The organism is Brevundimonas fontaquae (assembly GCF_017086445.1).
Classification (GTDB): domain Bacteria; phylum Pseudomonadota; class Alphaproteobacteria; order Caulobacterales; family Caulobacteraceae; genus Brevundimonas; species Brevundimonas fontaquae.
The window spans coordinates 3195558-3217319 of sequence record NZ_CP070968.1 but is presented as its reverse complement, the minus strand read 5'-3'; the positions used below and the strand labels follow the sequence as shown (position 1 = coordinate 3217319).

The following is a 21762-nucleotide window of genomic DNA, read 5'->3' as shown; positions in this document are numbered from 1 at the left end:
ACCTCTGGCGTCGAAAAATCGCCCGAGGCAGACAGTAAAGCCAAGCTTGAGGCCCGCCCCCTTGCCAGAAACGATACGTCAGGAGACGACCCCATGAAGACTTCCCGCATTCTCAAACTGGCGATGGTCGGCTGCGCCGTCGCCGCCATGGCCGCCTGCACCCGAAAGCCCCCGGTCGAGACCGGCGTGCCCGGTCCGAACGACGGCACGACGCAACCGACGGGCCCGGCCTATCCGACCGCGCCCACCGGTCCGGTGACCGGCGGAAACATGGGTTCGGCCGCGCCGGGCACCGAACAGGACTTTGTCGTCAACGTCGGCGACCGCATCTATTTCGACCTGGACTCCTATGAGGTCCGTCCCGAGGCCATGCCGCGCCTGGACGCCCAGGCTCAGTGGCTGCAACGCTATCCGTCCGTGACGATCCGCATCGAAGGCAACGCCGACGAACGCGGCACGCGCGAATACAATCTGGCGCTGGGCGCCCGCCGTGCGGAATCGGTGCGCACCTATCTGATCAACCGGGGCATTCCGGCCGGCCGGATCGACACCATCAGCTTCGGCAAGGAGCGGCCGATCGCGGAAGGCTCGAACGAGGACGCCTTCGCCCGCAACCGCAACGCCCACACCGCCATCGTCTCGGGCGCGCCGCGCTGACGACCGGCTGATCGGCTGATCTGAAGGAGGCGCCGGCCGCAGGGTCGGCGCCTCTTTTCGTTTCCGCGCTTGTCCTGACGCCGGGCCGGCGGCAAGAACGTCGTCACAGGGATCGGGGGATCAACGAATGGATATCGAAGGGGCGGGCGCGGTCGTCACGAGCGGCCTGGCGGCGGGCGCGATCGAAAAGCCGACGGGCAAGGCGGGCGAGGATCACGCCCACGGCGTCTGTTCCGACTGCGGGGCCGAGACCAGCGGAAATTTCTGCGCAAACTGCGGCCAGCCGACCCATGTCCATCGCAGCCTGCTGCACCTGGGCGAAGAGCTGCTGCACGGGGTCATGCATTTCGACGCCCGTATCTGGCGCACCCTGCCGCTGCTGTGGCTGAACCCCGGCCGACTGACGCGCGAATGGGTCGAAGGCAAGCGCACGCGCTATGTCTCGCCGCTGGCGATCTTCCTTTTCACCCTGTTCGTGATGTTCTTCGCGCTCAGCTTCATGCCGCATCCCGAGTCAAAGGCCGGCGGTGCGGGCCTGGCCGAACGGATCGCGTCCCAGCGCGTCGGCCTGGCCGAGGCCGAAAAGGCCCTGGTCCAGATGCGGACGGAAAGCGGCGCCCAGCCGGACCCGACGATGCAGATGGCGATCAACGCCGGACAGAAGCTGGTCGACGACCGCCGCGCGGCCCTGGCCCGGCTGGAGGTCGAGCAGCGCGACGGCCGCGCCGACGGTCTGAAGCCCGGCAGCTGGCAGGCCAGCATCAAGGACATGGCGACCGAAGAAGCCGGGGAGACCAAGATCAAGGTCATGGGCAAGGACGCCGATAAGGAGGGGCACGGCGTCGTCGCCACGGTGCTGAAGAAGCTGCAGAATCCGGACCTGGCGGTCTATAAGTTGCAGCAGACGATGTACAAGTTCGCCTTCCTGCTGGTGCCCTTGTCCATCCCGTTCGTGGCCCTGCTGTTCCTGTGGAAGCGTGGCTTCACCCTGTACGACCACGGGGTGTTCGTTCTGTATTCGCTGACCTTCATGGCCATGCTGCTGATGCTGATGGTGGTGTCGGCGACGATCGCCGGGTGGCTGGGCGGCATCGTCATTACATTGGGCCTGCTCGCGGTGCCCGTGCATGTGTTCGCCCAGATGAAGGGCGCCTATTCGCTGTCCTGGTTCTCGGCCCTGTGGCGGACGATCGCGCTGTTGGTGTTCTGCAACATCGTGGTCGGCCTGTTCGTCACGGCCATCGTCTATCTGGGTCTCGGCCACTAGCTCGGCCTTGCGGCGGCCCCAAATCGGTGAAAGCTAGACGGATGACCAAGCTCTCGATCTCTCGCGTTCATCTCCTCGCCGCCGCCGCCCTTGGCGTCCTGCTGATCGGGGGCGGCGCGGTCGCCCAGCAGGCCCAGCCCAACATCATGGAGCGGACCGAGTGGGACAATCGCCGCCTGGACCAGCTGGACCGCAATGTGCGGCGGCTTGAGCGCGCCCTGACCCAGAGAAACGCCGCCGGCCAGCCGGTGCTGGTCGAGCCGGACCCCGAGGTGGTGACGCTGCAGGGGCAGTTCGCCCTGATGGACCGACGCCTGGGCGATCTGGAAGCCACGGTGCGCCGGATCAACGGCGACAACGAGCGGCTGACCTTCCAACTGGACGAGGCCACGCGCGAGAACGAGACGCTGAAGACGCGTCTGGCGGACGCCGAGGGCCGGTTGCAGAAGCTGGAGACCCAGGCCGAACTGAATGCGCCGATCGAGGCGACCTCGCCGACCGGCGATGCGACGCGCGACCTGGCGGCGGCGGTGGCCCTGCTGTCGACCGACAAGCCACGCGGCGAGCGGGCGCTGGAAACGGTGATCGCAGCCTGGCCCGATACGCCGCAGTCGCGTGAGGCCAACTCGCGCCTGGGCGACCTGCGGGTCGCGGCGAACGACAAGGCGGGGGCGGTGCCCTATTACGCCGCCGCGCTGAAGGACTGGCCGCGCATCGGCTGGGCGGCGGATACGACGCTGAAACTGGCCGACGCCCTGTTCGCCACGCAGAGGAAGCCGCAAGGGTGCGCGGCCCTGGCTGAATTCACGCGTCGCTATGCGCCCGCCGCCTCGGACCCGCAAAAGGCGCGGGCGGCGCAGTTGAAGACCACGGGTTCCTGCGCCTGACGCCCAGCCCAGCGATTGGGGACGATCTGACGGCGCGAGCCTTCGCGCGGCTGGATGCGCGACTGACGCGGGACACGGGCCGGCCGCTGGCGCTGGCCCTGTCGGGCGGCGGAGATTCCATCGCCCTGTTGCGGCTGACGACAGACTGGGCGCGGACGCGCGGGCGTTCGGTGCTGGCCCTGACCGTCGATCATCGGCTGAATGCGGACAGCGGCCGCTGGACCGACTTTGCGGCCGGGGCGGCGCGGAACGCCGGGGCCGACTGGCGCGGGTTGAGCTGGGATGCGGACAAGCCCGCGACCGGTCTGACGGCGGCGGCGCGGGCGGCGCGGCATGGGCTGATCGCCGATGCGGCGCGCGAGGCGGGGGCCTCGGTCGTCCTGTTCGCCCACACCGCCGACGACATCGCCGAGGCCGATCTGATGCGCAGCGAAGGCTCGACGCTGGGACGGGTGCGCGAATGGTCGCCGTCGCCGGCCTGGCCCGAGGGTCGCGGCCTGATGCTGTTGCGGCCGCTGCTGGGCGAGCGGCGGGCGGGCTTGCGCGACTGGCTGGCGGCGCAGGGGGCCGACTGGATCGAGGATCCCGCCAACGCCGATCCCCGTTTCGGCCGCAGCCGGGCGCGGCAGGCGCTGGCGGGCGCGACGCCCCGGTTGATCAATCAGGCGCCGTCGAAAACCGGGGCGCGATCGATCATCGACGGCGAGGCCATGGTGCGTGTGGATCGGGACGTGGGCGCGCGGGCGCTGGCGGCGGCCCTGGTCTGCGTCGGCGGCGGATCGACGCCGCCTCGGGGTGCGCGGTTGGAAGCTCTGATGGCGCGGCTGAAGGCGGGCGAGGATTTCGCGGCGACCCTGTGCGGGGCGCGCATCGAGGCTGTCGGCGCGACGGCGCGGTTGATGCGCGAGGCCGGCGAACTTCGCCGCCGAGACATTTCGCCGCTGGCGCTGACGCCCGGCGTCGAGGCGGTGTGGGACGGGCGGTTCGTCTTCTGCGCCGATCGTCCCGGCTGGTCTGTGGTTCCGGCGCGGGGGCGGTTGGCCAGCCTGTCGGACGCCGACAGGGCCGAGATCAATCGGCTGCCGGCGGCGACGCGCGGGGCCTGGCCTGTGTTGATCAGGGACGACGCGGTGGCCCCGGTTCTTGCAGGCGAAGGGGTCGAACGGCGCGGCCTTGTCGCGGAACGGCTCAGGCTGGCGCTGGACGAAACGACGCACGAAGACGACCTGATTTCCGCCACCCGATAGCGTAACGCTGATTAAGCCCCTATTTTCCCAGACAGACACATCCAGACCGTCGATCCCACCGGGGTCGCGGACGACCGAGGACCTCAATGAACCTGCGTAATCTGGCGATCACCGGCGTGATCATTCTGGCGTTGCTGGCGGGCTATGCGGCGCTGTCGCAGGGCGGCGCCATGAACGGCGTGACGGGCCAGCCGGCCGGCAAGCCCGAGGCCATCAGCTATTCGCAGCTGGTGCAGCGCGTGAACGCGGGCGAGGTCAAACAGGTGACCATCCGCCTGGACAAGGTGAACGGCGAGCTGAAGAACGGCGAACGCTTCACCTCCACCACCGTCTATCCGAACGAACAGCTGGTGGCCCAGATGCTGGCCGCCAACGTCGAGATCGACGCCAAGTCGGGCGGTCAGTCGATCTGGATGAGCCTGCTGCTGGGCATCCTGCCGATCGCGCTGCTGATCGGGGTGTGGATCTTCTTCATGCGCCAGATGCAGGGTGGGGCGAAGGGCGCCATGGGCTTCGGCAAGTCCAAGGCCAAGCTGCTGACCGAGCACAAGGGACGCAAGACCTTCGACGACGTCGCCGGCGTGGACGAGGCCAAGGACGAGCTGCAGGAAGTCGTCGACTTCCTGAAGGATCCGGGCAAGTTCCAGCGTCTGGGCGGTAAGATCCCCAAGGGCGCCCTGCTGGTCGGCCCTCCCGGCACCGGCAAGACGCTGCTGGCGCGCGCGGTCGCGGGCGAGGCGGGCGTGCCCTTCTTCTCCATCTCGGGTTCGGACTTCGTCGAGATGTTCGTCGGCGTCGGCGCCAGTCGCGTTCGCGACATGTTCGAACAGGCCAAGAAGAATGCGCCCTGCATCATCTTCATCGACGAAATCGACGCCGTGGGTCGCCACCGGGGCGCGGGTCTCGGCGGCGGCAATGACGAGCGCGAACAGACGCTGAACCAGCTGCTGGTCGAGATGGACGGCTTCGAGGCGTCCGAGAACATCATCCTGATCGCCGCGACCAACCGTCCCGACGTGCTGGACCCGGCCCTGCTGCGTCCCGGCCGTTTCGACCGCCAGGTGGTGGTGCCGAACCCCGACGTCTCGGGCCGCGAACGCATCCTGCGCGTCCACATGAAGGACGTGCCGCTGGCGGCCGACGTCAACGTCAAGACGATCGCGCGCGGCACGCCCGGCTTCTCGGGCGCCGACCTGGCCAACCTGGTCAATGAGGCGGCCCTGACGGCGGCGCGCAAGGACCGTCGCATGGTCACCCATCGCGACTTCGAAGACGCCAAGGACAAGGTGCTGATGGGCTCGGAGCGTCGCTCCATGGCCATGAACGAGGAAGAAAAGCGCCTGACCGCCTATCACGAGGCCGGCCACGCCATCGTCGCCATGAACGTCAAGGCGGCCGACCCGGTGCACAAGGCGACCATCGTCCCGCGCGGCCGGGCGCTGGGCATGGTGATGCAGTTGCCGGAAGGCGACCGCTATTCGATGAAATATCAGCAGATGATCGACCGGATCGCCATCATGGCAGGCGGTCGCGTCGCCGAGGAGCTGATCTTCGGGCCGGAAAACATCACCTCGGGCGCCAGCTCGGATATCGAACAGGCGACCAAGCTGGCCCGCGCCATGGTCACCCGCTGGGGCTTCTCGGATAAGCTGGGCACGGTGGCCTACGGCGAGAACCAGGAAGAGGTCTTCCTGGGCCACTCGGTCGCCCGCAGCCAGAACATCTCCGAAGAGACGGCGCGCACTATCGACGAGGAAGTCCGTCGCCTGGTGACCTCGGGCTGGGACGAGGCCCGCACCATCCTGACCACCAAGGCCGAGGATCACGAGAAGCTGTCTCAGGCCCTGCTGGAATATGAGACCCTGTCGGGTGAGGAGATCAAGGACCTGCTGGAGAAGGGCGTCGCGCCGAACCGTGACGAGAACAACTTCCCCAACGCCGGGCCTTCGGTCTCGGTGCCGGTGACGCCGGTGTCGGACGGCACGGACATCGAGGTCCCGGTCGCCGCGCCGGCCGCGACCAGCGTGCCGACGGTTCACTGAACCAAGGCCTGATCTGAAGATGGGCCCGCCGGGAGATCGCTCTCCCGGCGGGTTTTTCATGAGCGGCCGCTGGGGATCAGGCGGGCAGGATTTCCGCGTCCTCGATCATCACCGGCGTCAGGCTGCGCGCGGCGCCGGAGGGGTCGGTCCAGGCGATGGCGTGGCCCTCGATCAGGCCGATCAGGCCTGCGCCGACGTGGGACAGGACTGAGACCTTGCCCGCATCGATGTCGGCGTCTGCGGGCAGGACGATCTGGATGCGGCGCGGATCGGACGCGCGGCCGTCGATATAGTGCAGCCAACGGTTCAGGGGCACGGCGCCCTTGGGAAGGTCGCCCGGTTCGCAGATGACGGCGCGCTCCAGTTCCTCCTGAAGCATGCCCGCCACGCCGTCGCCGGGCATGTCGCCGACCAGGCGCGACAGGGTATCGTGGTCCTGTGCGCTGAGAAAGATGTCGGGGCGGAGGGGCAGAGTGGATTTGGTCATGGCGGGCTCGCAGACGGCATGGGACGCCGCACGCGCGTGGCGTCGTGCGGCGGCGAAAAGGAGTGGGGTTCAGATCAATGCCCGGAACGGGGCGATGGGCGCGCGGCCGTTCCGGGTCAGTCGCCTGCGACGAGGCGTCCCGCGTGGGAAAGGCGTCGAGCCTGGCTGACGAAATGCGCGATCACGGCTACAGGCTGGTCCCATGGCCCATGAAAGTCAAACACCGGGACGGCCTCAGGTCATGGGGATCGTCAACGTCACGCCCGACAGCTTCTCGGACGGCGGGCGGTGGATCTCGGTCGAGGCGGCGGTGGACCAGGCCATGCGTTTGGTCGCGGACGGGGCGGACGTGTTGGACATCGGCGGCGAGAGCACGCGGCCGGGGGCCGAGCCGGTGGGCGCGGCCGAGGAGATCGAGCGGGTCGCGCCGGTCATCGCCGGCGTCCGCGCGCGGTGGGGCGGGGCGATCAGCATCGATACGATGAAGCCCGGCGTCGCGCGCGCCGCCGTCGCGGCCGGGGCGACGATGTGGAACGACGTGACGGCGCTGAGCCATGCGCCCGACAGTGCGGCGGTCGCGGCCGAACTGGGTTGCGACGTGGTGCTGATGCACATGAAGGGCGAACCCCGGACGATGCAGGCGGACCCGCGCTATGACGACGTGGTGGTCGAAGTGCGGGACTATCTGCGCGGGCGGGCCGCGGCGGCGATGGCGGCGGGCGTGGCGCGTGAGCGGGTTTGGCTGGATCCCGGCATCGGGTTCGGCAAGACCCTGGCGCACAATCTGGCGCTGACGGCGCGGCTGCGGGCGCTGGTCGATCTGGGCTTTCCGGTGCTGTACGCCGCCAGCCGCAAGCGCACGATCCAGGCCATCGATGCGACGGCGGTCGCGGCAACCGACCGGCTGGGCGGGTCACTGGCCCTGGCGCTGGAAGGCGCGCGGCGCGGGGCGCGGATGGTGCGGGTCCACGACGTGCGCGAGACGGTGCAGGCGCTGAAGGTTCAAACGGCGGTGACGGCGGCGGATTAAAGGCCCGCGACGGACCGTCGCAGCCGGTGTAGAGGGCAGGTCTGCAACAGCCCTGATCTGCCTCATGCCCCTGACCGCCTATATCGCCCCCATCGTCATGTTGTGCCTGTCGAACGTCTTCATGACCTTCGCCTGGTACGGCCATCTGAAGTTCGATCACAAGCCGCTGTGGATCCTGGTCATGGCCAGCTGGGGCATCGCCTTCTTCGAATACTGGCTGGCGGTGCCGGCCAACCGCATCGGCATCCAGGTCTATTCGCCGGCCGAGCTGAAGACGATGCAGGAGGTGATCACCCTGTTGGTCTTCGCCGGCTTTTCGGTCCTGTATCTGGGCGAGAAGCTGACGGTGAACCATCTGGTCGGCTTCGCCTTCATCGCGCTTGGGGCCTTCTTCATCTTCAAGGGGCCGCTGGGCGGCTGATCGCGGCTTGCTCCGGACCGCGGCCTGTTCCATCTGGTCGCCATGTCCTGGGTGATGTCGATCAATCCGTGGGCGACGCTGGTCGTCGCCGGTCTGCTGGAAGTGCTTTGGGCCTCTGGGCTCAAGAATGTGGGCGTCAGCCGGCCGTGGACCTCGCTGGCGGTTCTGATCGCGCTGGCGGGCAGCATGATCCTGTTGTGGGTCGCCACGCAGAAGCTGCCGATCGGCACGGCCTATGCGGTCTGGACCGGCATCGGGGCGGTGGGCGCGGCGGTGGTGGGCGTCCTGGTCTATGGCGAGCCGGCGACGGCGATCAGGGCCGTGTGCATCCTGCTGATCGTGGCGGGCATCGTCGGACTGAAACTGTTTTCGGGAGCGGCGGCATGAGCGCGCTTCATCAAGGACGCGTCTTGATCCTGGCCGGGTCCGACAGCGGCGGGGGCGCGGGCATCCAGGCCGACATCAAGGCCGTGACGATGATGGGCGGGTTCGCCGCCACCGCCATTACGGCCATCACGGTGCAGAACACCCTGGGGGTTCACGGGGTCCATCCGCTGCCGCTGGATCTGATCGCGGCCCAGGCGCGGGCCGTGCTGGAGGACATTGGGACCGATGCGGTCAAGACCGGCATGCTGGGCTCGGTCGAAGTGGTCGAGACGGTCGCGGCCCTGCTGGACGAGGCGGACGCCCCGACGGTGGTCGATCCGGTCATGGTGGCCAAGGGCGGCCATCCCCTGTTGCCGGATGCGGCGGTAGAGGCGGTGAAGCGGCTGATGATCCCGCGCGCGACCCTGCTGACGCCCAATGCGCCCGAGGCCGAGGCCCTGACAGGCTTTGCGGTGCATGATCTGGACGGCCAGCGCCGGGCGGGCGAGGCCCTGCTGACCATGGGCGCGCGGGCGGTGTTGATGAAGGGCGGCCATGTGCCGGGAGCGACGGTGATCGACCTTCTGCTGACGCCCGACGGCGAGACGGCGCTGGAGGCCGACCGCGTCGACACCCGCCACACCCACGGCACCGGCTGCACCCTGGCCAGCGCCTGTGCGGCCGGGCTGGCGATGGGGCGGCCGCTGGAGGTCGCGGTGGCCGAAGCCTGGGCCTATGTCGGCGAGGCGATCCGCCGGGCGCCAGGCCTGGGCGGCGGACACGGGCCGCTGGATCACGGCTGGCCGGTGCGGGGATGAGCGAGCTGGAGGCGGAACTGGCGGCCCTCGTGCGCGCCGACGCTGGCCTGATGCACGTCCTGACGACGGTCAGGGCGCTGGAGCTGCCCGACTGGCGGCTGGTGTCGGGGGCGGTCTATCAGGCCGTATGGAACGCCATGACGGGGCGGCCGGCGGGCTATGGGGTCAAGGACTACGACCTGGCCTATTTCGACGGTTCGGACCTGTCCTACGAGGCCGAGGACGTCGTCATCAAACGCGTCGCCGCCGCCTTCGACGAACCGGTCCGCAGCCAGGTCGAGGTCCGCAACCAGGCGCGGGTGCACCTGTGGTTCCAGAACCGGTTCGGCGAACCCTATGCGCCGTTGCATTCGACGGATGAGGCCCTGGGGCGGTTCGTTGCGCCGACCTTTGCGGTCGGGGTGCGGCTGGAGGCCGACGACAGCCTCAGCGTCGCCGCGCCGTTCGGGCTGGAGGATGTGTTCGCCCTGACGATCCGGCCCAACCCGAACCGGCCGGTGGCCAAGGGCTGGGCCAAGGCCGTCGACAGCGCGCGGGCGCGCTGGCCCGAGCTGACGGTGATCGAACCCTAATCCGATTCACCGTCATTCCGGGGCGTCCGCAGGACGAACCCGGAAGCCAGGGGGGACGGTCCGGGCGCCGGATGCGGCGAGGTCGGAGTGCGCGGTCCTGGGTTCCGGGTTCCGCGCGATGCGCGGCCCCGGAATGACGACGTCACGGTGTCAGAAAGGCCCGTGCTTGCCGTTCGAGGAGAACTCGGGCGGGGCGGCCTTGTGGACATATTGTTCGGCGACCAGCCAGGCCTTGAAGGGGCGCAGGCAGCCCAGGCACAGGGCGACCAGGATCGGCAGGGTCACCACCAGATGCACCCAGATCGGCGGGTGGACGGTGAAGTCGAACACCATCAGCAGGATCATCCCCACCACCCCGACGGCCGTCATGACGAAGAAGGCTGGGCCGTCCGCCGGATCGGCGAAGGCGTAGCTGAGCCCGCACGCGGGACATTCCTTCTGAAGCGTCAGATAGCCCTTGAACAGCGGACCCTTGCCGCAGCGGGGGCAGCGACAGGCCAGGCCGGTCTTCAGGGTGCTGAGGCGCGGATAATCGGTCATTGGACGAGTATGGACCTTTGTGGCGGTCCTGTCGCGTGGACGGGTTGTCCTAATCCAGCGCGATCACGGTGAACGGCGGTTAACCGCGATTAAAGGCCTTGTGCGGCATGGGTCGGGAGATATGTCCGGGGCCTCGCCGACAAAGCGCATCCTGAAGACGACCGTGGCCGCCGCCACGGCCGGCGCCGTCGTGTTCGCGCCGATGGCGCCGCTGGCCCAGGAAGTCGGGCGCTCGCGCGATCCGCTGTCCATCAATATCGGCGCAAACGCCGAGTTCACGCGGGTCGAGTTCGGCGGCGTGATCGGGGTGCGCTCGCGCATCAGCCGCGAGGGCGACAAGGTCGTCGTTCGGTTGGGGACCACCGCCGCGCCCGACGTCTCGCGATTGAAGGTCGATCCGCCGGCCGGGGTGAAGTCGGTCGAGACGCGGCCGAGCCGGGGCGCGGGCGGCACGGACCTGATCCTGACGCTGGAACAGGGCGCGGATGCGCGCTCGGGCGTGGCGGACGGGGCGGTGTGGCTGAACCTCTATGCGCCCGGCAAGGCGCCGGAGGGCGGCGACGCCGCCGCGCCGCAGACGACGAAGGCCGTGGTGCCGGTGCGGGCCGAGACGGCCGGCGGCAAGACCGTCCTGATCTTCGACTGGGGCGCGCCGGTGGGGGCGGCCGTCTTCCGCCGGGGCGATGCCGTATGGGTCGTGTTCGACACGGCCGCCCGCATGGATATGAGCGGCGCCAAGGCGCTGGGATCGGCCAAGAACGCCCAGTGGGCGGCGGGACCGGGCTATACGGCCCTGAGGATCGCCGAACCCGAGGGGCTGGGCGTATCGGCGCAGGGCCAGGGCGGGACCTGGACCGTGACCCTGGGCGGCGCCGGCGGCGCGGCGGGCGGGGTCGAGGTCAACCGGTCCGACGACGGCGCGCCGGTGCTGGTGGCACAGATGGCCGGGGCGACCAAGGCGGTCTGGCTGACCGATCCGCTGGTCGGGGACCGGTTCGCGGCGGTGACGGCCCTGGCGCCCGGCAAGGGATACGCCGGCGGACGGCGCACGGTCGATCTGAGCCTGATCCCGACGGCGCAGGGTCTGGCGGTCGAAACCGCGGCTGACGACCTGAAGATCGAGGCGGCGGGCGATCTGGTGACGCTGAGCCGGCCCAAGGGCCTGGCGCTGTCGTCGCCGGCGGCCGGGCTGGAGACGGGCGACCACAATGCGGATGCGCCCAAGCGGGCGGCCTATCCGGCGCTGATCGACGAGACCTGGGCCGCGACGGGCGAGGCGGGATTCTCGGACCGCTATCGCCGGCTGCAAGACGCAGCGGGGCTGGAGACGATCGCGGCGGCGGACAATCCACGCGCGCCGATCGAGGCGCGGATGGCGCTCGCCCGGTTCCTGGTCGGGTCGGGCCTGAACTATGAGGCCATCGGGGTGCTGAACGCCCTGATCGCCAAGGCGCCCAACCTGCAAGGCGAGCCCGAGGTACGCGGCCTGCGCGGCGTGGCGCGCGTCGGCGTCGGGCGTCTGGAGGAGGCCCAGGTCGATTTCGCTGGCGCGGCCCTGGCCAACGATCCGGCGACCAAGGTCTGGCTGGGCTATATCGCCTCGGAAATGGGCGACTGGGAGGGGGCGCGTCGCAACTTCGCCGCCGGCGCCCCGGCCATCGACAGCTTCCCCAAGGAATGGCGCGCGCGGTTCGGCGCAGCCCACGCCATGGCCGCGATCCAGTTGAATGATCTCGCCGCCGCCCAGCAGCTGTTGACCTATGTGTTCAGCCAGGATGCGCCGGCGGTCGATCAACTGACCGCGCGTCTGGTGCAGGCGCGGATGTTCGAGCTGAACGGCGACAAGAACCGGGCGCTGGCGGTCTATAAGGCCGTGGCGCGCGCGCCGCTGGACGGGATCGCGACGCCGGCGAAACTGGGCGCCATCAGCCTGGAGCTGGACAAGGGCGCGATCACGCCGGATCAGGCGACGGCCCAGCTGGAACAGCTGAAATGGCGCTGGCGCGGGGACGCGACCGAGATGGCGGTCGTGCGCAAACTGTCGGGCATCTATCTGCAGCAGGGGCGATATCGCGAGGCGCTGGACGCCCTGCGCGGCGCGGGCAAGCGGATGGCCGGCGTGCCGGGCGCAGCCGAGGTGCAGGCGGATCAGGCGAACGCCTTCCGCGCCCTGTTCCTGGACGGCGCGGCGGACGGTTTGCAGCCGGTGCAGGCGCTGGCGCTGTTCTATGACTTCCGCGAACTGACGCCCATCGGGGCGGACGGCGACGAGATGGTGCGGCGTCTGTCGCGCCGGCTGATCGACGTGGACCTGCTGGACCAGGCCGCCGAACTGCTGAAGCACCAGGTGGATGAGCGTCTGGATGGGGTGGCCAAGGCCCAGGTCGCGACCAATCTGGCCACCGTCTATCTGATGGACCGCCAGCCGGAGAAGGCGTTGCAGGCCATCTGGGGCTCGCGCACCACCCTGCTGCCCAATGCGATGAACAGCGAGCGCCGGGCGCTGGAGGCGCGCGCCCTGATGGATCTGGGCCGGTTCGACCATGCGCTGGAGGTGCTGGACCGGGATCAGTCGAACCCGGCGCGCGAGGTGCGGGCCGACATCTTCTGGAAGCAGCAGAAGTGGGGCGAGGCGGCGCCGATCTATGAGGCGCGGCTGAGCGATCGCTACAAGACCGCGACCACGCCGCTGACGCCGGCCGAGGAAAGCTGGCTGATCCGGGCGGGCGTCGGCTATTCGCTGGCGGGCGATCGGGCGGCGTTGCAGAGGCTGAGCGGGCGCTTTGGGCCGATGGTTCCCGGCGCGCGTTCGGCGGCGGCGCTGCGGGTCGCGCTGGATGACAATCTGTCGGGCGTGGCGGGAACGGGCGACTTCGCCAATCTGTCCAGCCAGGCCGACACCTTCGTCGGCTGGGTCAACAGCGCCAAACAGGCGTTCAGAAAAGACGCCGACGCGAAGAGCGCCTCCTGAAATTGAAACGGGCGGAGATCGCGTCGCGACCCCCGCCCGTCGAGCATTGCCGGTCCTGCATCGCAGGACCGAAAAGGCTTAGCCGTTGACGGCGTCCTTCAGCGGCTTGGAGACGCGGAAGCGCACGGCCTTGGAGGCGGCGATCTTGATGGTCGCGCCGGTGGCCGGGTTGCGGCCTTCGCGCTCAGCGCGGTCGGCGGTGTCGAAGACGCCCAGGTTCGAGATGCGGATGTCGCCGCCCGACTTCAGGGTCGAGTGGATGTTTTCGACGATCGCGGTCAGCACCTTGCCGGCGTCGGCCTGCGAAACACCAGCGTCCTTGGCGACGGCGGCGATCAGTTCGGCTTGAGTGGTCATAAGAAGCGTTTCCAGTGTTAGTCGCCCGATTCCGAGCGAGGACCGGGGGATCAACACGGATTTCCATACGCTTTGCAAGCGCCGATGACGCTTAAAGCCATATGGGGCGGGGGATTATCCGGTACCGGACGCCCGCTGGAAGCTCTCGACCAGGCTTCCGGCGACCAATCGCCAACCGTCCACCAGCACGAAGAAGATCAACTTGAAGGGGAGGGAAACCACCACCGGAGGGAGCATCATCATGCCCATGGACATCAGCACGCTGGCCACCACCAGATCGATCACAAGGAACGGAACGAAAAGGAGAAATCCGATTTCGAAGGCCTTCTTCAGCTCGCTGATCATGAAGGCCGGGGTGACCACGCGCAGGGGCAGGTCCTGGACGTTCTGGGGCGGGTCGATCTTCGACAGCCGGGTGAACAGGGCGAGGTCCCCGCGGTCCACCTGGGCCAGCATGAAGGTTTTTACGGGTTCGGACGCCTGATCGAAGGCCTGGGGCAGTTCGATCTGCTGATCCATCAGCGGACGGATGCCCGAATCATAGGCGTCCTGCCAGGTCGGGGCCATGACGATGGCGCTCAGGAACAGCGAGAGAGACACCAGGACGGCGTTCGGCGGCGACTGTTGCAGGCCCAGCGCCGTGCGCAACAGCGACAGGACCACGATGATCCGCACGAAGCTGGTCGTCATGATGACGATCGACGGCGCCAGGGACAGGACGGTCATCAGACCGACCAACTGGACCACGCGCTGGGTCAGGCCGGCGCCGGTGCCCAGGTCGATGTTGAGAGCCGAGCCGCTTTGCGCCGCCTGCTGAGCCAGGGCCGCGACGGGCCAGGCCAGACAGACCAGGGTGGTGAACAGCGACAGCAGGGCCGCGCGTTTCAGTTCGGCGCCGGTCGGCTTGACGAAGACGGCGGGCTTCACTGGCCGCCTCCCATTCTGCCGAGAGGGAGCTGGCGCGGCTCGATCAGTTCGCGGCCTTCGCCCAGAAGGATCAGCCGCTCCTCGTCGTCGACGCGGACCAGAACGAGGCGACGGGCGGGGTCCAGCACCAGGGTCTCGACGACCTGAAGCCGGCGCTCGCCGCGCTCAGCGTTCAGCCGGGCCAGGATTTGCGGGGCATAGCGGCGCGCAGCCCAGGCCGCGATCCCGATCAGGCCGAGGGTGAAGGCCAGGCCGAAGACCGCCCGGGCGAGATCGAGGAAATTCATGACGCTGCAAAGGCCCCGCGCAGTCCGCGCTCAGGCCGCGAATGTTAACCACCACGGTTAACGACCCGTTGAGATAACCCCCTATTAACCATCCAGGCGGCATTTTCTGCCCATCGCGCGCATTCGCGTCGCACGGGAGACCGCCATGGGCGTCGCCGACATACCGCTGCTGGGGCAGATCAAGGGCCGGCTGGGCTGGCTGGACGCCCGCCAACGGGTCATCGCCGAGAACGTCGCCAACGCCGATACGCCGGGCTTCGTCGGGCGCGACCTGAAACAGCCGACCGACTTCGCCGCCGCCATGCGCTCGGGCGGGGGTCTGCAGATGGTGCGCACCAATGCGGCCCATATCGCGCCGGCCGGTTCGCCGGTCCGGTTCGCTCCGACCAAGGCGCCCGATTCGGAGACCACGCTGGACGGCAACTCGGTCGTGGTCGAGGAGCAGATGCTGAAGATGGCCGAGAGCCGCATGGCCTATGACGCCGCCATCGGCTTCTACCAGAAATCCATGTCCATGATCCGCATGGCCGCCAAGCGGCCCGGCGGCTGAGGAGGACTGATAAATGCCTGATCCCATCGCGCCCTCCAACAGCACCATGGCCGTGGCGGCCTCGGCCCTGAAGGCCCAGCAGTCGCGCATGCGCGTCATCGCCGAGAACATCGCCAACGCCCAGTCGACGGCGCGCACACCGGGCGGCGAGCCCTATCGCCGCCAGATCCCCGTCTTCCAGGCGCGCGAGGTCGATGGGGCGACAGGCGTCACCCTGGCCGAGGTCCGGCCCGACCAGGGCGACTTCAAGATGGACTATGACCCGTCGCACCCGGCCGCGAACGCCCAGGGCTATGTGATGCGGCCCAATGTCGACACCCTGGTCGAGGCGATGGACATGCGCGAGGCGCAGCGCGCCTATGAGGCCAATCTGAACGTCATCGAGACGGCGCGGTCGATGGACAGCCGCACCCTCGACATCATCAAACGCTGAGGGCTAGGCCATGAATCCGATGATGGCCGCCAAGGCCTATGCCGCCGTTCAGGGCGGCGCCATGCCGACAGCAGCCCAGGCGCCCGGCGTCGGGGACGGCGGCTTCGCCGACCTGGTCAAGAACGCCATGACCGACATGACCCAGCAGTCGCGCGCGGCCGAAACCCAGATGACCCGCTCGGTTCAGGGCCAGGGCAATCTGATCGACGTGGTCACGGCGCTGAGCTCGGCCGAGGCGTCGCTGGAAACGGTGATCTCGGTCCGCGATCAGGTGATTTCCGCCTATAAGGAAATCATGGCGATGCCGATCTGACGGCGGGTCAGAAGTAGCGTTCGCCGATCCGCAAAGTGTCGCCGGGCGAAACACGCGCATCGGCGGTCAGCGGCTGGGCCTCTTCGACCTGTGATCCGGCGCGACGCACGAAGACGCGGCGCGTGTTGGCGCGATAGGTGAAGCCTTGGGCCGTCGCCACGGCGTTCAGCACCGTCAGGTCCGGCAGATAGGGGTATTCTCCCGGCCGATTGACCTCGCCCAGGATGTAGATCGGCCGATAGGTCAGGACCTGGGCGGTGACGCGCGGCTGGTTCAGATAGCCCTGGCTCAAGGCTTGAGCAACGGCGTCCTGAAGCTGGGCGCCCGTCAGACCCGCAGCCTGGACCTCGCCGATCAGCGGCAGGGCGATCCGGCCATTGGCGTCGATCACGAACTCGCCGCCCAGCGCTGCCTCGCCGAAGACGTCGATGCGCACCTTGTCTGCGGAGGCGAGGCGATAGTCCGACACGCTCTGAGGCGCAAAGGCCGTCAGGCCCAGCGACAGGATCGCGACCAGCAGGCCGATGCCTCTTCTTGCCCCCACTGTCATCGCCCCCGATCGTTCCGGGTGTGAAGGCTAAACGTGTCGGTTGTTCGGGTCTAGGGGCGGTCCGACAGGATACGGGCGGCGAGATCGCGGGCCTGGCCGCGCAGGTCGGGCACGGCCGTCATCTCCCAGAAGGCGCCGCGCGTCAGGGGGCCGATGGCGTGAAGACCACGCGCGGGGGCACCTGCGCCGTCCAGCAGACCGCCCTCGTCATCGACCTGCAGCCCAAGGCCCAAGGGGTCGGGGCGACCGTAACCCTTGTCCAGGATGTCGCGGATCATCGGTTCGGTGCTCTTGGAGATCACGCCCAGCGGCCCGGTGCAGTTCACGACCAGATCGAACCGTTCCTTGATGGCGCGCTTCTTTCCGCGCGGACGCCACGAGACCTCGATGACGTCGGTCGCCTTCAGCTCGGTCAGCTTGCCGGCCAGGATCGTCAGTTCGCCGCCGGCCAGCATGGAATGAATGTCGCGCGCCGGGCCGGGCGACAGGCGGTGGCGATGCACATCCCACAGGGGGCGCAGATGGCGCAGGAAGCGGCCGCGCTCGACCCGCGACCAGCCGCGCCAAATGTCGCGCGCGGAATGGCGCAGGCGGTCGAACACGGCGCGCCAGTCGGCCTCGGCTGTCGCGGCGCGGATCTGACGCAGGATTTCGGCCGGGCTGCCCGAAAACGCGCCGACATAGGGCGTAGGCGGAACGGTCGCGTGGGCGCGAGGCAAAAGGCCGTGACGCGAAAGGGCGGTCAGGCGGCGTCCGGGCCGGCGCAGGGTGATGGCCGCATCCACCATCGTCAGGCCCGAACCGATCAGCAGGACATTGCGGGCGTCGCGCGCCGTCTGAGGATCGAACCGCCAGGGGTTTTCGACATAGGCAGGGGAGGCGCGCACCGCGTCCTCGACGCCGGGGGGCGAGGCGGGCTCCAGATTGCCCAGCGCCAGCACGACCTGATCGGCCGCGACCTCTCCGTCGCTGGTCAGGATACGCCAGCCATCGTTCTGGCGATCGATGGATTGCGCCTCGGCGCCGATCAGGTTCAGTCGGTCGGGGGCGTCGTCCAGCGCCTCGTCCAGCAAGGCCTGAAGATAGTCGCCATAGACGCCGCGGGTGATGAAGCCGTCCTGCGCGCGCCACGACGGCTGTTCGGCCAGCCAGTCGGCGAGGTGGCTGGGCTGGTCGGGAAAGGCGCTCATATTGTCCAGGCGGACGTTCAGCAGATGGCCGGGATTTCCGGTGTCATAGGCGGTGCCGGGACCGAAAACGCCGCGCCTTTCGATCAGGGTGACGCGCACGTCGCGCGAGGCCTTCAGCAGATTGACGGCGGTCAGCAGACCGCTGAAACCCGCGCCGACGATGGCGACATGCGGTCCATTCTGCTGCGGCACGCGCACCCCCGTTTTCCGTTTCCGTCGCTGTCGATAACACGCGCCGGGCCAGAGGGATCATGGCGATAAATATCTATCTGGCCAGTAGGAATAACGTGATCAGCGGATGCGACCCTTGGCCTGGCGGATATCGCGCAGGGCCAGCGGGAGGAGGGTCCAGGGCTCGACGCAGTAGCGGACGAACAGCCGTTTCGGATCGTGCAGCAGGCGATAGGCCCATTCGATGCCGGCGCGTCCCATCCAGCGCGGGGCCGCGCTTTGAACCCCCGCCTCATAGTCGAAGGCGGCGCCCACCGACAGGATGACGCAATCAGGCAGGCGCTCGAAGTTTTCGGCGATCCAGAGCTCCTGGCGCGGCATCCCCATGCCGACGAACAGGATGTGGGGCTTAAAGGCCGTGATCCGATCCAGGACGGCGGCGTTCTCTGACGAACCGGGCCGGGCGTCGAAGAAGCCGTGGTGGATGGCGATGTCGGCGTCCGGATAGCGGAGCTTCAGCCGGCGGGCCGTCTCGTCGCCGACGCCGGGCGCGCCGCCGACGGACAGGACACGCCAGCCATCACGGTTCGCCACGCTCCAGAAATGGTCGCGCCAGTCCAGATAGGTGCAGCGGTGAAAGCCCCGGCTGTGCAGGCCCAGGGCGCGCGAGAAAGCCAGCAGCGGCGTCGAATCGACCTCGATCAGATCGGCCCTATCGTAGAAGGCGCCGAGTTCAGGTCGCTTCTGCATCAGATACAGGCTGTGCAGATTGTGGTTGGCGATCAGGCTCTTTGCCCCCTGCCGCACCGCCTGCTGAATGTGGTGCAGCACCTCTTCCGGCTTCACCAGATCCATCGGTTGCCCCAGGATCGTGACCCGCTCGTGAGCGCGGCGGTTCTGGCGGAACGGCGCGCGCGGTTTCGCCCGACGTTCCGGGGCGCGGTATTCGGTCGTCGGCAGGGTCGGGGACGGCTCCGTCATGCTTTTCCCCTAGCCGCTGTCACCTCAAGACTGGGTTAGAAATCAGGCTTAGCGGGCGTTAAGGTCGCGCCGCCTGCTACGACCAGTGGGCGAGCCGAGACGAGGATCAGACAGATGACCATAATGGATCGCCGTGCTTTCTCCCTTTCGCTGTCATTGAGCGCGGGCCTGTTGGGCGCAGGAGCCTGTGCATCGCAGGCCAAGGCCGAACCGACCGAGCGCCTTCGCGCACTGGAACGCCACGCCGGCCAACGATTGGGCGCATTCGTTCTGGATACCGGCACCGGACGAAGCCTGGGTTGGCGAGCCGACGAGCGGTTTTGCCACTGCTCGACGTTCAAACTGTCGCTGGCGGCGATGGCGCTGCGAGAGGCCGCTGCAGGACGTCTGGATCTGGCCGAGCCTCTGGCGTTCAGTCGAGCCGACATCGTCGCCTATTCGCCGGTGGTGGAAGATAATCTCGACAAGGGCGCCCTGCCCATTCTGACGCTCGCTGAAGCGGTGCAGGTCACGAGCGACAACGCAGCGGCCAATGTCCTGATGCGCCGGTTGGGCGGGCCGGAGGCCTTGACCCGGTTCTGGCGCGACATCGGCGACGCCACCAGTCGGATCGACGGCTACGAACCAGACATCAACGTCATTCCGCCCGGCACGCAGGAAAACAGCACCAGCCCCAGGGCGATGGCCGAGACGGTCCGACGCATCGTATTGGGCGATGTCTTGAACTCCACCGACCGTGATCGTTTGGGCGGCTGGATGGAGGCGACGGAGAGCGGACGCAACCGCATCCGCGCCGCCCTGCCGTCCGGCTGGCGCGGCCTGGACAAAACCGGCACCGGCATGCGGCCTAATGTCGGCAACAAGACCAACGACCTCGCGGTCCTGATTCCGCCCGGCGGGCGCAGTCCGATCGTCGTGGTCGGCTATTTCGAAACGACCGCCTTTGCGGAGGACACGAGGCCGGAGGACGAGGCCGTTCTCAAGACCTTGGGCGAGATTGCGATCGGCTGGGCGACCTGATCTGCAGCCGTTTCCGTGATGGGGTTCGCCTTTCACGCAAGAAATCTCGCAAAGGCGAAAAATCCTTGTTGACCCCGCCCGGAGCCTCCCTTAGAGGTCCGCGCCTTCCCGATGGAAACGCCGCAAGGCGCTGCCGACGGGGCCCAGATGGCGGAATTGGTAGACGCGCTGGCTTCAGGTGCCAGTGGCTTAACGGCCGTGGAGGTTCGAGTCCTCTTCTGGGCACCATCTTTCAGAAAGCGTCGCACCAAACGGTGCGGCGCTTTCTTTGTTTTGGGCCTATCGTCTCGCGCTCGGCGCTCGACTACTTGAGGCCGTTTCGTGATTGCGAGGCGCGGCGCTTAGCATTGCTGTAGGCCGTTTCGCGCGCCGCGTTCGCCGTGTAAGAGCCTGAGCATGACCGTTTACCTGCATGAGGGCGATCTGCCCGACGATCTGGACCTGGGGTCCGAGGTCGCCATCGATTCCGAGACGATGGGCCTGCGTTTCCGCCGCGATCCGCTGTGTGTGGTGCAGCTGTCGTCGGGCGACGGAAACGCCCATGTCGTGCGGCTGAACCGGCCCGCCTATGACTGTCCGAACCTGAAGCGGGTGCTGACCGATCCGGCGGTGACCAAGATCTTCCACTTCGGCCGGTTCGACATCGGCATGTTCCTGCTGCACCTCGGCGTCGAGACGCGGCCGGTCTATTGCACCAAGATCGCCTCCAAGCTGGCGCGCACCTATACCGACCGGCACGGGCTGAAGGATGTGGTGCGCGAGACGGTGGGCGTGGACCTGTCCAAGGCGCAGCAGTCCTCGGACTGGGGCGCCGAGACGCTGAGCCAGGCGCAGCTGGACTATGCGGCGTCGGACGTCCTGTATCTGCACGCGGCGAAAGCCAAGCTGGACATGATGCTGGCGCGCGAAGGGCGAACCGATTTGGCCGCTGAATGTTTCGACTTCCTGCCGACGCGGTCGGCGCTCGACCTGGCCGGCTGGGACGAGACCGACATCTTCGCCCACAGCTGAGGCGCGCTTGACCGAACACGGCGAACAGTCCCGCATCGAGGCCGACGAGGCCAGGGTCGCCCTGGCCGGCGCGCGCTGGCGTGCGCGCTCGCGGCGGGTGAAGCTTTATCGCCGCGTCCTGCCGATCGTCATCCTGGTGCTGGCGGGCGGCGCCCTGACCTGGACCGTGTTCCGCACCGTCATGTCGGGTGTTGAGCGTAAGGCCAGCCAGAGCCAGGAGGTCCGCCTGGACGCCCCCCTATTCCACGGTCAGGACGCACAAGGCCGCGCCTTCACCGTCGGCGCGCAGGGCGCCGTGCGCGATCCCGATACCGGCAAGTTCAAACTGATCGGCCCGGCGCTGAAGCTGAATCTGGGCGGACGCAAGGTCACCGAATTGACCGCCGACGGCGGCATCTATGACGAGCAGGCAAAGACGGTGACGATCGGTCCGAACGTGCGCATTTCGGACGGGGGCACGGGCTTTGTCCTGACCACGCCTGAGGCGGTGGTCGACACCTCGACCGGAAATGTCACCGGTTCAAAGGGCGTTCAGGGTTCCGGCCCTATTGGAACCATCAACGCATCGTCCTATGCGATCTACGATCAGGGACAGCGCGTCGTGTTCGACGGCGCAGGCGACAACAAGGTGAAGGGCGTTCTGACGCCCAAGGGGTCAGGCGGATGA

At 68.1% G+C, this 21762-nt stretch carries 25 protein-coding genes and 1 tRNA gene; 18 read left to right on the top strand and 8 right to left on the bottom strand.

The features are described from left to right. Positions 1-93: 93 nt before the first annotated feature. From pal to ftsH, 5 genes are all read left to right on the top strand, one after another. Positions 94-657 carry a peptidoglycan-associated lipoprotein Pal gene (gene pal, locus JX001_RS15705; RefSeq protein ID WP_055753951.1) on the top strand — a complete coding sequence of 188 codons (564 nt, stop codon included), beginning with the start codon at positions 94-96 and terminating at the stop codon, positions 655-657. Between the two features lie 127 nt (positions 658-784). Further along, complete coding sequence (locus JX001_RS15700) at positions 785-1924, top strand: DUF3667 domain-containing protein (protein WP_205681718.1); 1140 nt, start codon at positions 785-787, stop codon at positions 1922-1924. Between the two features lie 41 nt (positions 1925-1965). Next, positions 1966-2811 carry a tetratricopeptide repeat protein gene (locus tag JX001_RS15695; protein WP_165118315.1) on the top strand — a complete coding sequence of 282 codons (846 nt, stop codon included), beginning with the start codon at positions 1966-1968 and terminating at the stop codon, positions 2809-2811. Further along, positions 2802-4058, top strand: coding sequence for a tRNA lysidine(34) synthetase TilS (tilS, locus tag JX001_RS15690; RefSeq protein WP_491523256.1), 1257 nt, complete (start codon positions 2802-2804; stop codon positions 4056-4058). Before JX001_RS15695 ends, tilS begins: the two co-directional genes overlap by 10 nt. Positions 4059-4144: 86 nt before the next feature. Then, positions 4145-6100, top strand: coding sequence for an ATP-dependent zinc metalloprotease FtsH (gene ftsH, locus JX001_RS15685; RefSeq protein ID WP_205681717.1), 1956 nt, complete (start codon positions 4145-4147; stop codon positions 6098-6100). Between the two features lie 76 nt (positions 6101-6176). Here ftsH and JX001_RS15680 read toward each other — a convergent pair whose 3' ends face one another. Next, on the bottom strand, positions 6177-6587 hold the full coding sequence (locus JX001_RS15680) for a GreA/GreB family elongation factor (RefSeq protein WP_205681716.1): 411 nt from the start codon (positions 6585-6587) through the stop codon (positions 6177-6179). Between the two features lie 202 nt (positions 6588-6789). Here JX001_RS15680 and folP point away from each other — a divergent pair, with 202 nt between their 5' ends. The 5 genes from folP to JX001_RS15655 all read left to right on the top strand — a co-directional run bounded on the left by folP (position 6790) and on the right by JX001_RS15655 (position 9794). Further along, the gene (gene folP / locus JX001_RS15675) at positions 6790-7617 is read left to right on the top strand and encodes a dihydropteroate synthase (protein WP_241004686.1); all 828 of its coding nucleotides are present in this window, start codon (positions 6790-6792) and stop codon (positions 7615-7617) included. Positions 7618-7681: 64 nt separating this feature from the next. Beyond that, positions 7682-8038 carry a DMT family protein gene (locus JX001_RS15670; RefSeq protein ID WP_174087068.1) on the top strand — a complete coding sequence of 119 codons (357 nt, stop codon included), beginning with the start codon at positions 7682-7684 and terminating at the stop codon, positions 8036-8038. A 42-nt stretch (positions 8039-8080) separates the two neighbouring features. Further along, a complete protein-coding gene (locus tag JX001_RS15665) occupies positions 8081-8425 on the top strand; it encodes a DMT family transporter (protein ID WP_205681715.1) in 345 nt (114 codons plus the stop codon). Beyond that, positions 8422-9222: a bifunctional hydroxymethylpyrimidine kinase/phosphomethylpyrimidine kinase gene (thiD, locus tag JX001_RS15660; RefSeq protein WP_205681714.1), complete on the top strand. Its 801-nt coding sequence runs from the start codon at positions 8422-8424 to the stop codon at positions 9220-9222. The genes JX001_RS15665 and thiD overlap by 4 nt, the downstream gene beginning before the upstream one ends. Continuing rightward, entirely contained in the window at positions 9219-9794 is a 576-nt protein-coding gene (locus JX001_RS15655) for a nucleotidyltransferase family protein (RefSeq protein ID WP_205681713.1), read from the top strand. Before thiD ends, JX001_RS15655 begins: the two co-directional genes overlap by 4 nt. 150 nt (positions 9795-9944) lie before the next feature. Here the strand turns inward: JX001_RS15655 and JX001_RS15650 are convergent, their stop codons facing one another. Beyond that, entirely contained in the window at positions 9945-10334 is a 390-nt protein-coding gene (locus JX001_RS15650) for a DUF983 domain-containing protein (protein WP_205681712.1), read from the bottom strand. A gap of 121 nt (positions 10335-10455) precedes the next feature. On the opposite strand from JX001_RS15650, the gene JX001_RS15645 reads away from it, so the two are divergent. Then, positions 10456-13305: a tetratricopeptide repeat protein gene (locus tag JX001_RS15645; protein WP_241004685.1), complete on the top strand. Its 2850-nt coding sequence runs from the start codon at positions 10456-10458 to the stop codon at positions 13303-13305. Positions 13306-13383: 78 nt separating this feature from the next. Here JX001_RS15645 and JX001_RS15640 read toward each other — a convergent pair whose 3' ends face one another. The 3 genes from JX001_RS15640 to JX001_RS15630 all read right to left on the bottom strand — a co-directional run bounded on the left by JX001_RS15640 (position 13384) and on the right by JX001_RS15630 (position 14876). Further along, on the bottom strand, positions 13384-13662 hold the full coding sequence (locus JX001_RS15640) for an HU family DNA-binding protein (RefSeq protein ID WP_017506838.1): 279 nt from the start codon (positions 13660-13662) through the stop codon (positions 13384-13386). 114 nt (positions 13663-13776) lie between these two features. Further along, a complete protein-coding gene (gene fliP / locus JX001_RS15635; RefSeq protein WP_039244769.1) occupies positions 13777-14589 on the bottom strand; it encodes a flagellar type III secretion system pore protein FliP in 813 nt (270 codons plus the stop codon). Further along, positions 14586-14876, bottom strand: a complete 291-nt coding sequence (locus JX001_RS15630; RefSeq protein WP_205681711.1) for a FliO/MopB family protein — start codon at positions 14874-14876, stop codon at positions 14586-14588. The genes fliP and JX001_RS15630 overlap by 4 nt, the downstream gene beginning before the upstream one ends. A gap of 145 nt (positions 14877-15021) precedes the next feature. Between JX001_RS15630 and flgB the strand changes: the two genes are divergently transcribed. The 3 genes from flgB to fliE are packed head-to-tail and all read left to right on the top strand — an operon-like array spanning position 15022 to position 16172. Continuing rightward, the gene (gene flgB / locus JX001_RS15625; protein ID WP_205681710.1) at positions 15022-15426 is read left to right on the top strand and encodes a flagellar basal body rod protein FlgB; all 405 of its coding nucleotides are present in this window, start codon (positions 15022-15024) and stop codon (positions 15424-15426) included. Between the two features lie 13 nt (positions 15427-15439). Beyond that, positions 15440-15859 carry a flagellar basal body rod protein FlgC gene (gene flgC, locus JX001_RS15620; protein WP_197458415.1) on the top strand — a complete coding sequence of 140 codons (420 nt, stop codon included), beginning with the start codon at positions 15440-15442 and terminating at the stop codon, positions 15857-15859. 10 nt (positions 15860-15869) lie between these two features. Further along, positions 15870-16172: a flagellar hook-basal body complex protein FliE gene (gene fliE / locus JX001_RS15615; protein WP_045809720.1), complete on the top strand. Its 303-nt coding sequence runs from the start codon at positions 15870-15872 to the stop codon at positions 16170-16172. 7 nt (positions 16173-16179) lie between these two features. On the opposite strand, the gene JX001_RS15610 is transcribed toward fliE, so the two are convergent. The 3 genes from JX001_RS15610 to JX001_RS15600 all read right to left on the bottom strand — a co-directional run bounded on the left by JX001_RS15610 (position 16180) and on the right by JX001_RS15600 (position 19064). Continuing rightward, on the bottom strand, positions 16180-16722 hold the full coding sequence (locus JX001_RS15610; RefSeq protein WP_205681709.1) for a polysaccharide biosynthesis/export family protein: 543 nt from the start codon (positions 16720-16722) through the stop codon (positions 16180-16182). A gap of 50 nt (positions 16723-16772) precedes the next feature. Beyond that, complete coding sequence (locus tag JX001_RS15605; protein WP_205681708.1) at positions 16773-18110, bottom strand: FAD/NAD(P)-binding protein; 1338 nt, start codon at positions 18108-18110, stop codon at positions 16773-16775. A gap of 93 nt (positions 18111-18203) precedes the next feature. Continuing rightward, the gene (locus JX001_RS15600) at positions 18204-19064 is read right to left on the bottom strand and encodes a WecB/TagA/CpsF family glycosyltransferase (RefSeq protein ID WP_205681707.1); all 861 of its coding nucleotides are present in this window, start codon (positions 19062-19064) and stop codon (positions 18204-18206) included. A 114-nt stretch (positions 19065-19178) separates the two neighbouring features. Here JX001_RS15600 and bla point away from each other — a divergent pair, with 114 nt between their 5' ends. The 4 genes from bla (at position 19179) to lptC (ending at position 21762) form a co-directional block, all read left to right on the top strand. Further along, positions 19179-20084, top strand: a complete 906-nt coding sequence (bla, locus tag JX001_RS15595) for a class A beta-lactamase (protein ID WP_205681706.1) — start codon at positions 19179-19181, stop codon at positions 20082-20084. A 141-nt stretch (positions 20085-20225) separates the two neighbouring features. After that, positions 20226-20312 (top strand) — tRNA-Leu (locus tag JX001_RS15590). 168 nt (positions 20313-20480) lie between these two features. Then, complete coding sequence (locus JX001_RS15585) at positions 20481-21095, top strand: ribonuclease D (RefSeq protein WP_045809722.1); 615 nt, start codon at positions 20481-20483, stop codon at positions 21093-21095. Positions 21096-21102: 7 nt separating this feature from the next. Then, positions 21103-21762 (top strand): LPS export ABC transporter periplasmic protein LptC, encoded by a 660-nt coding sequence (lptC, locus tag JX001_RS15580; RefSeq protein ID WP_205681705.1) that lies wholly within the window; start codon positions 21103-21105, stop codon positions 21760-21762.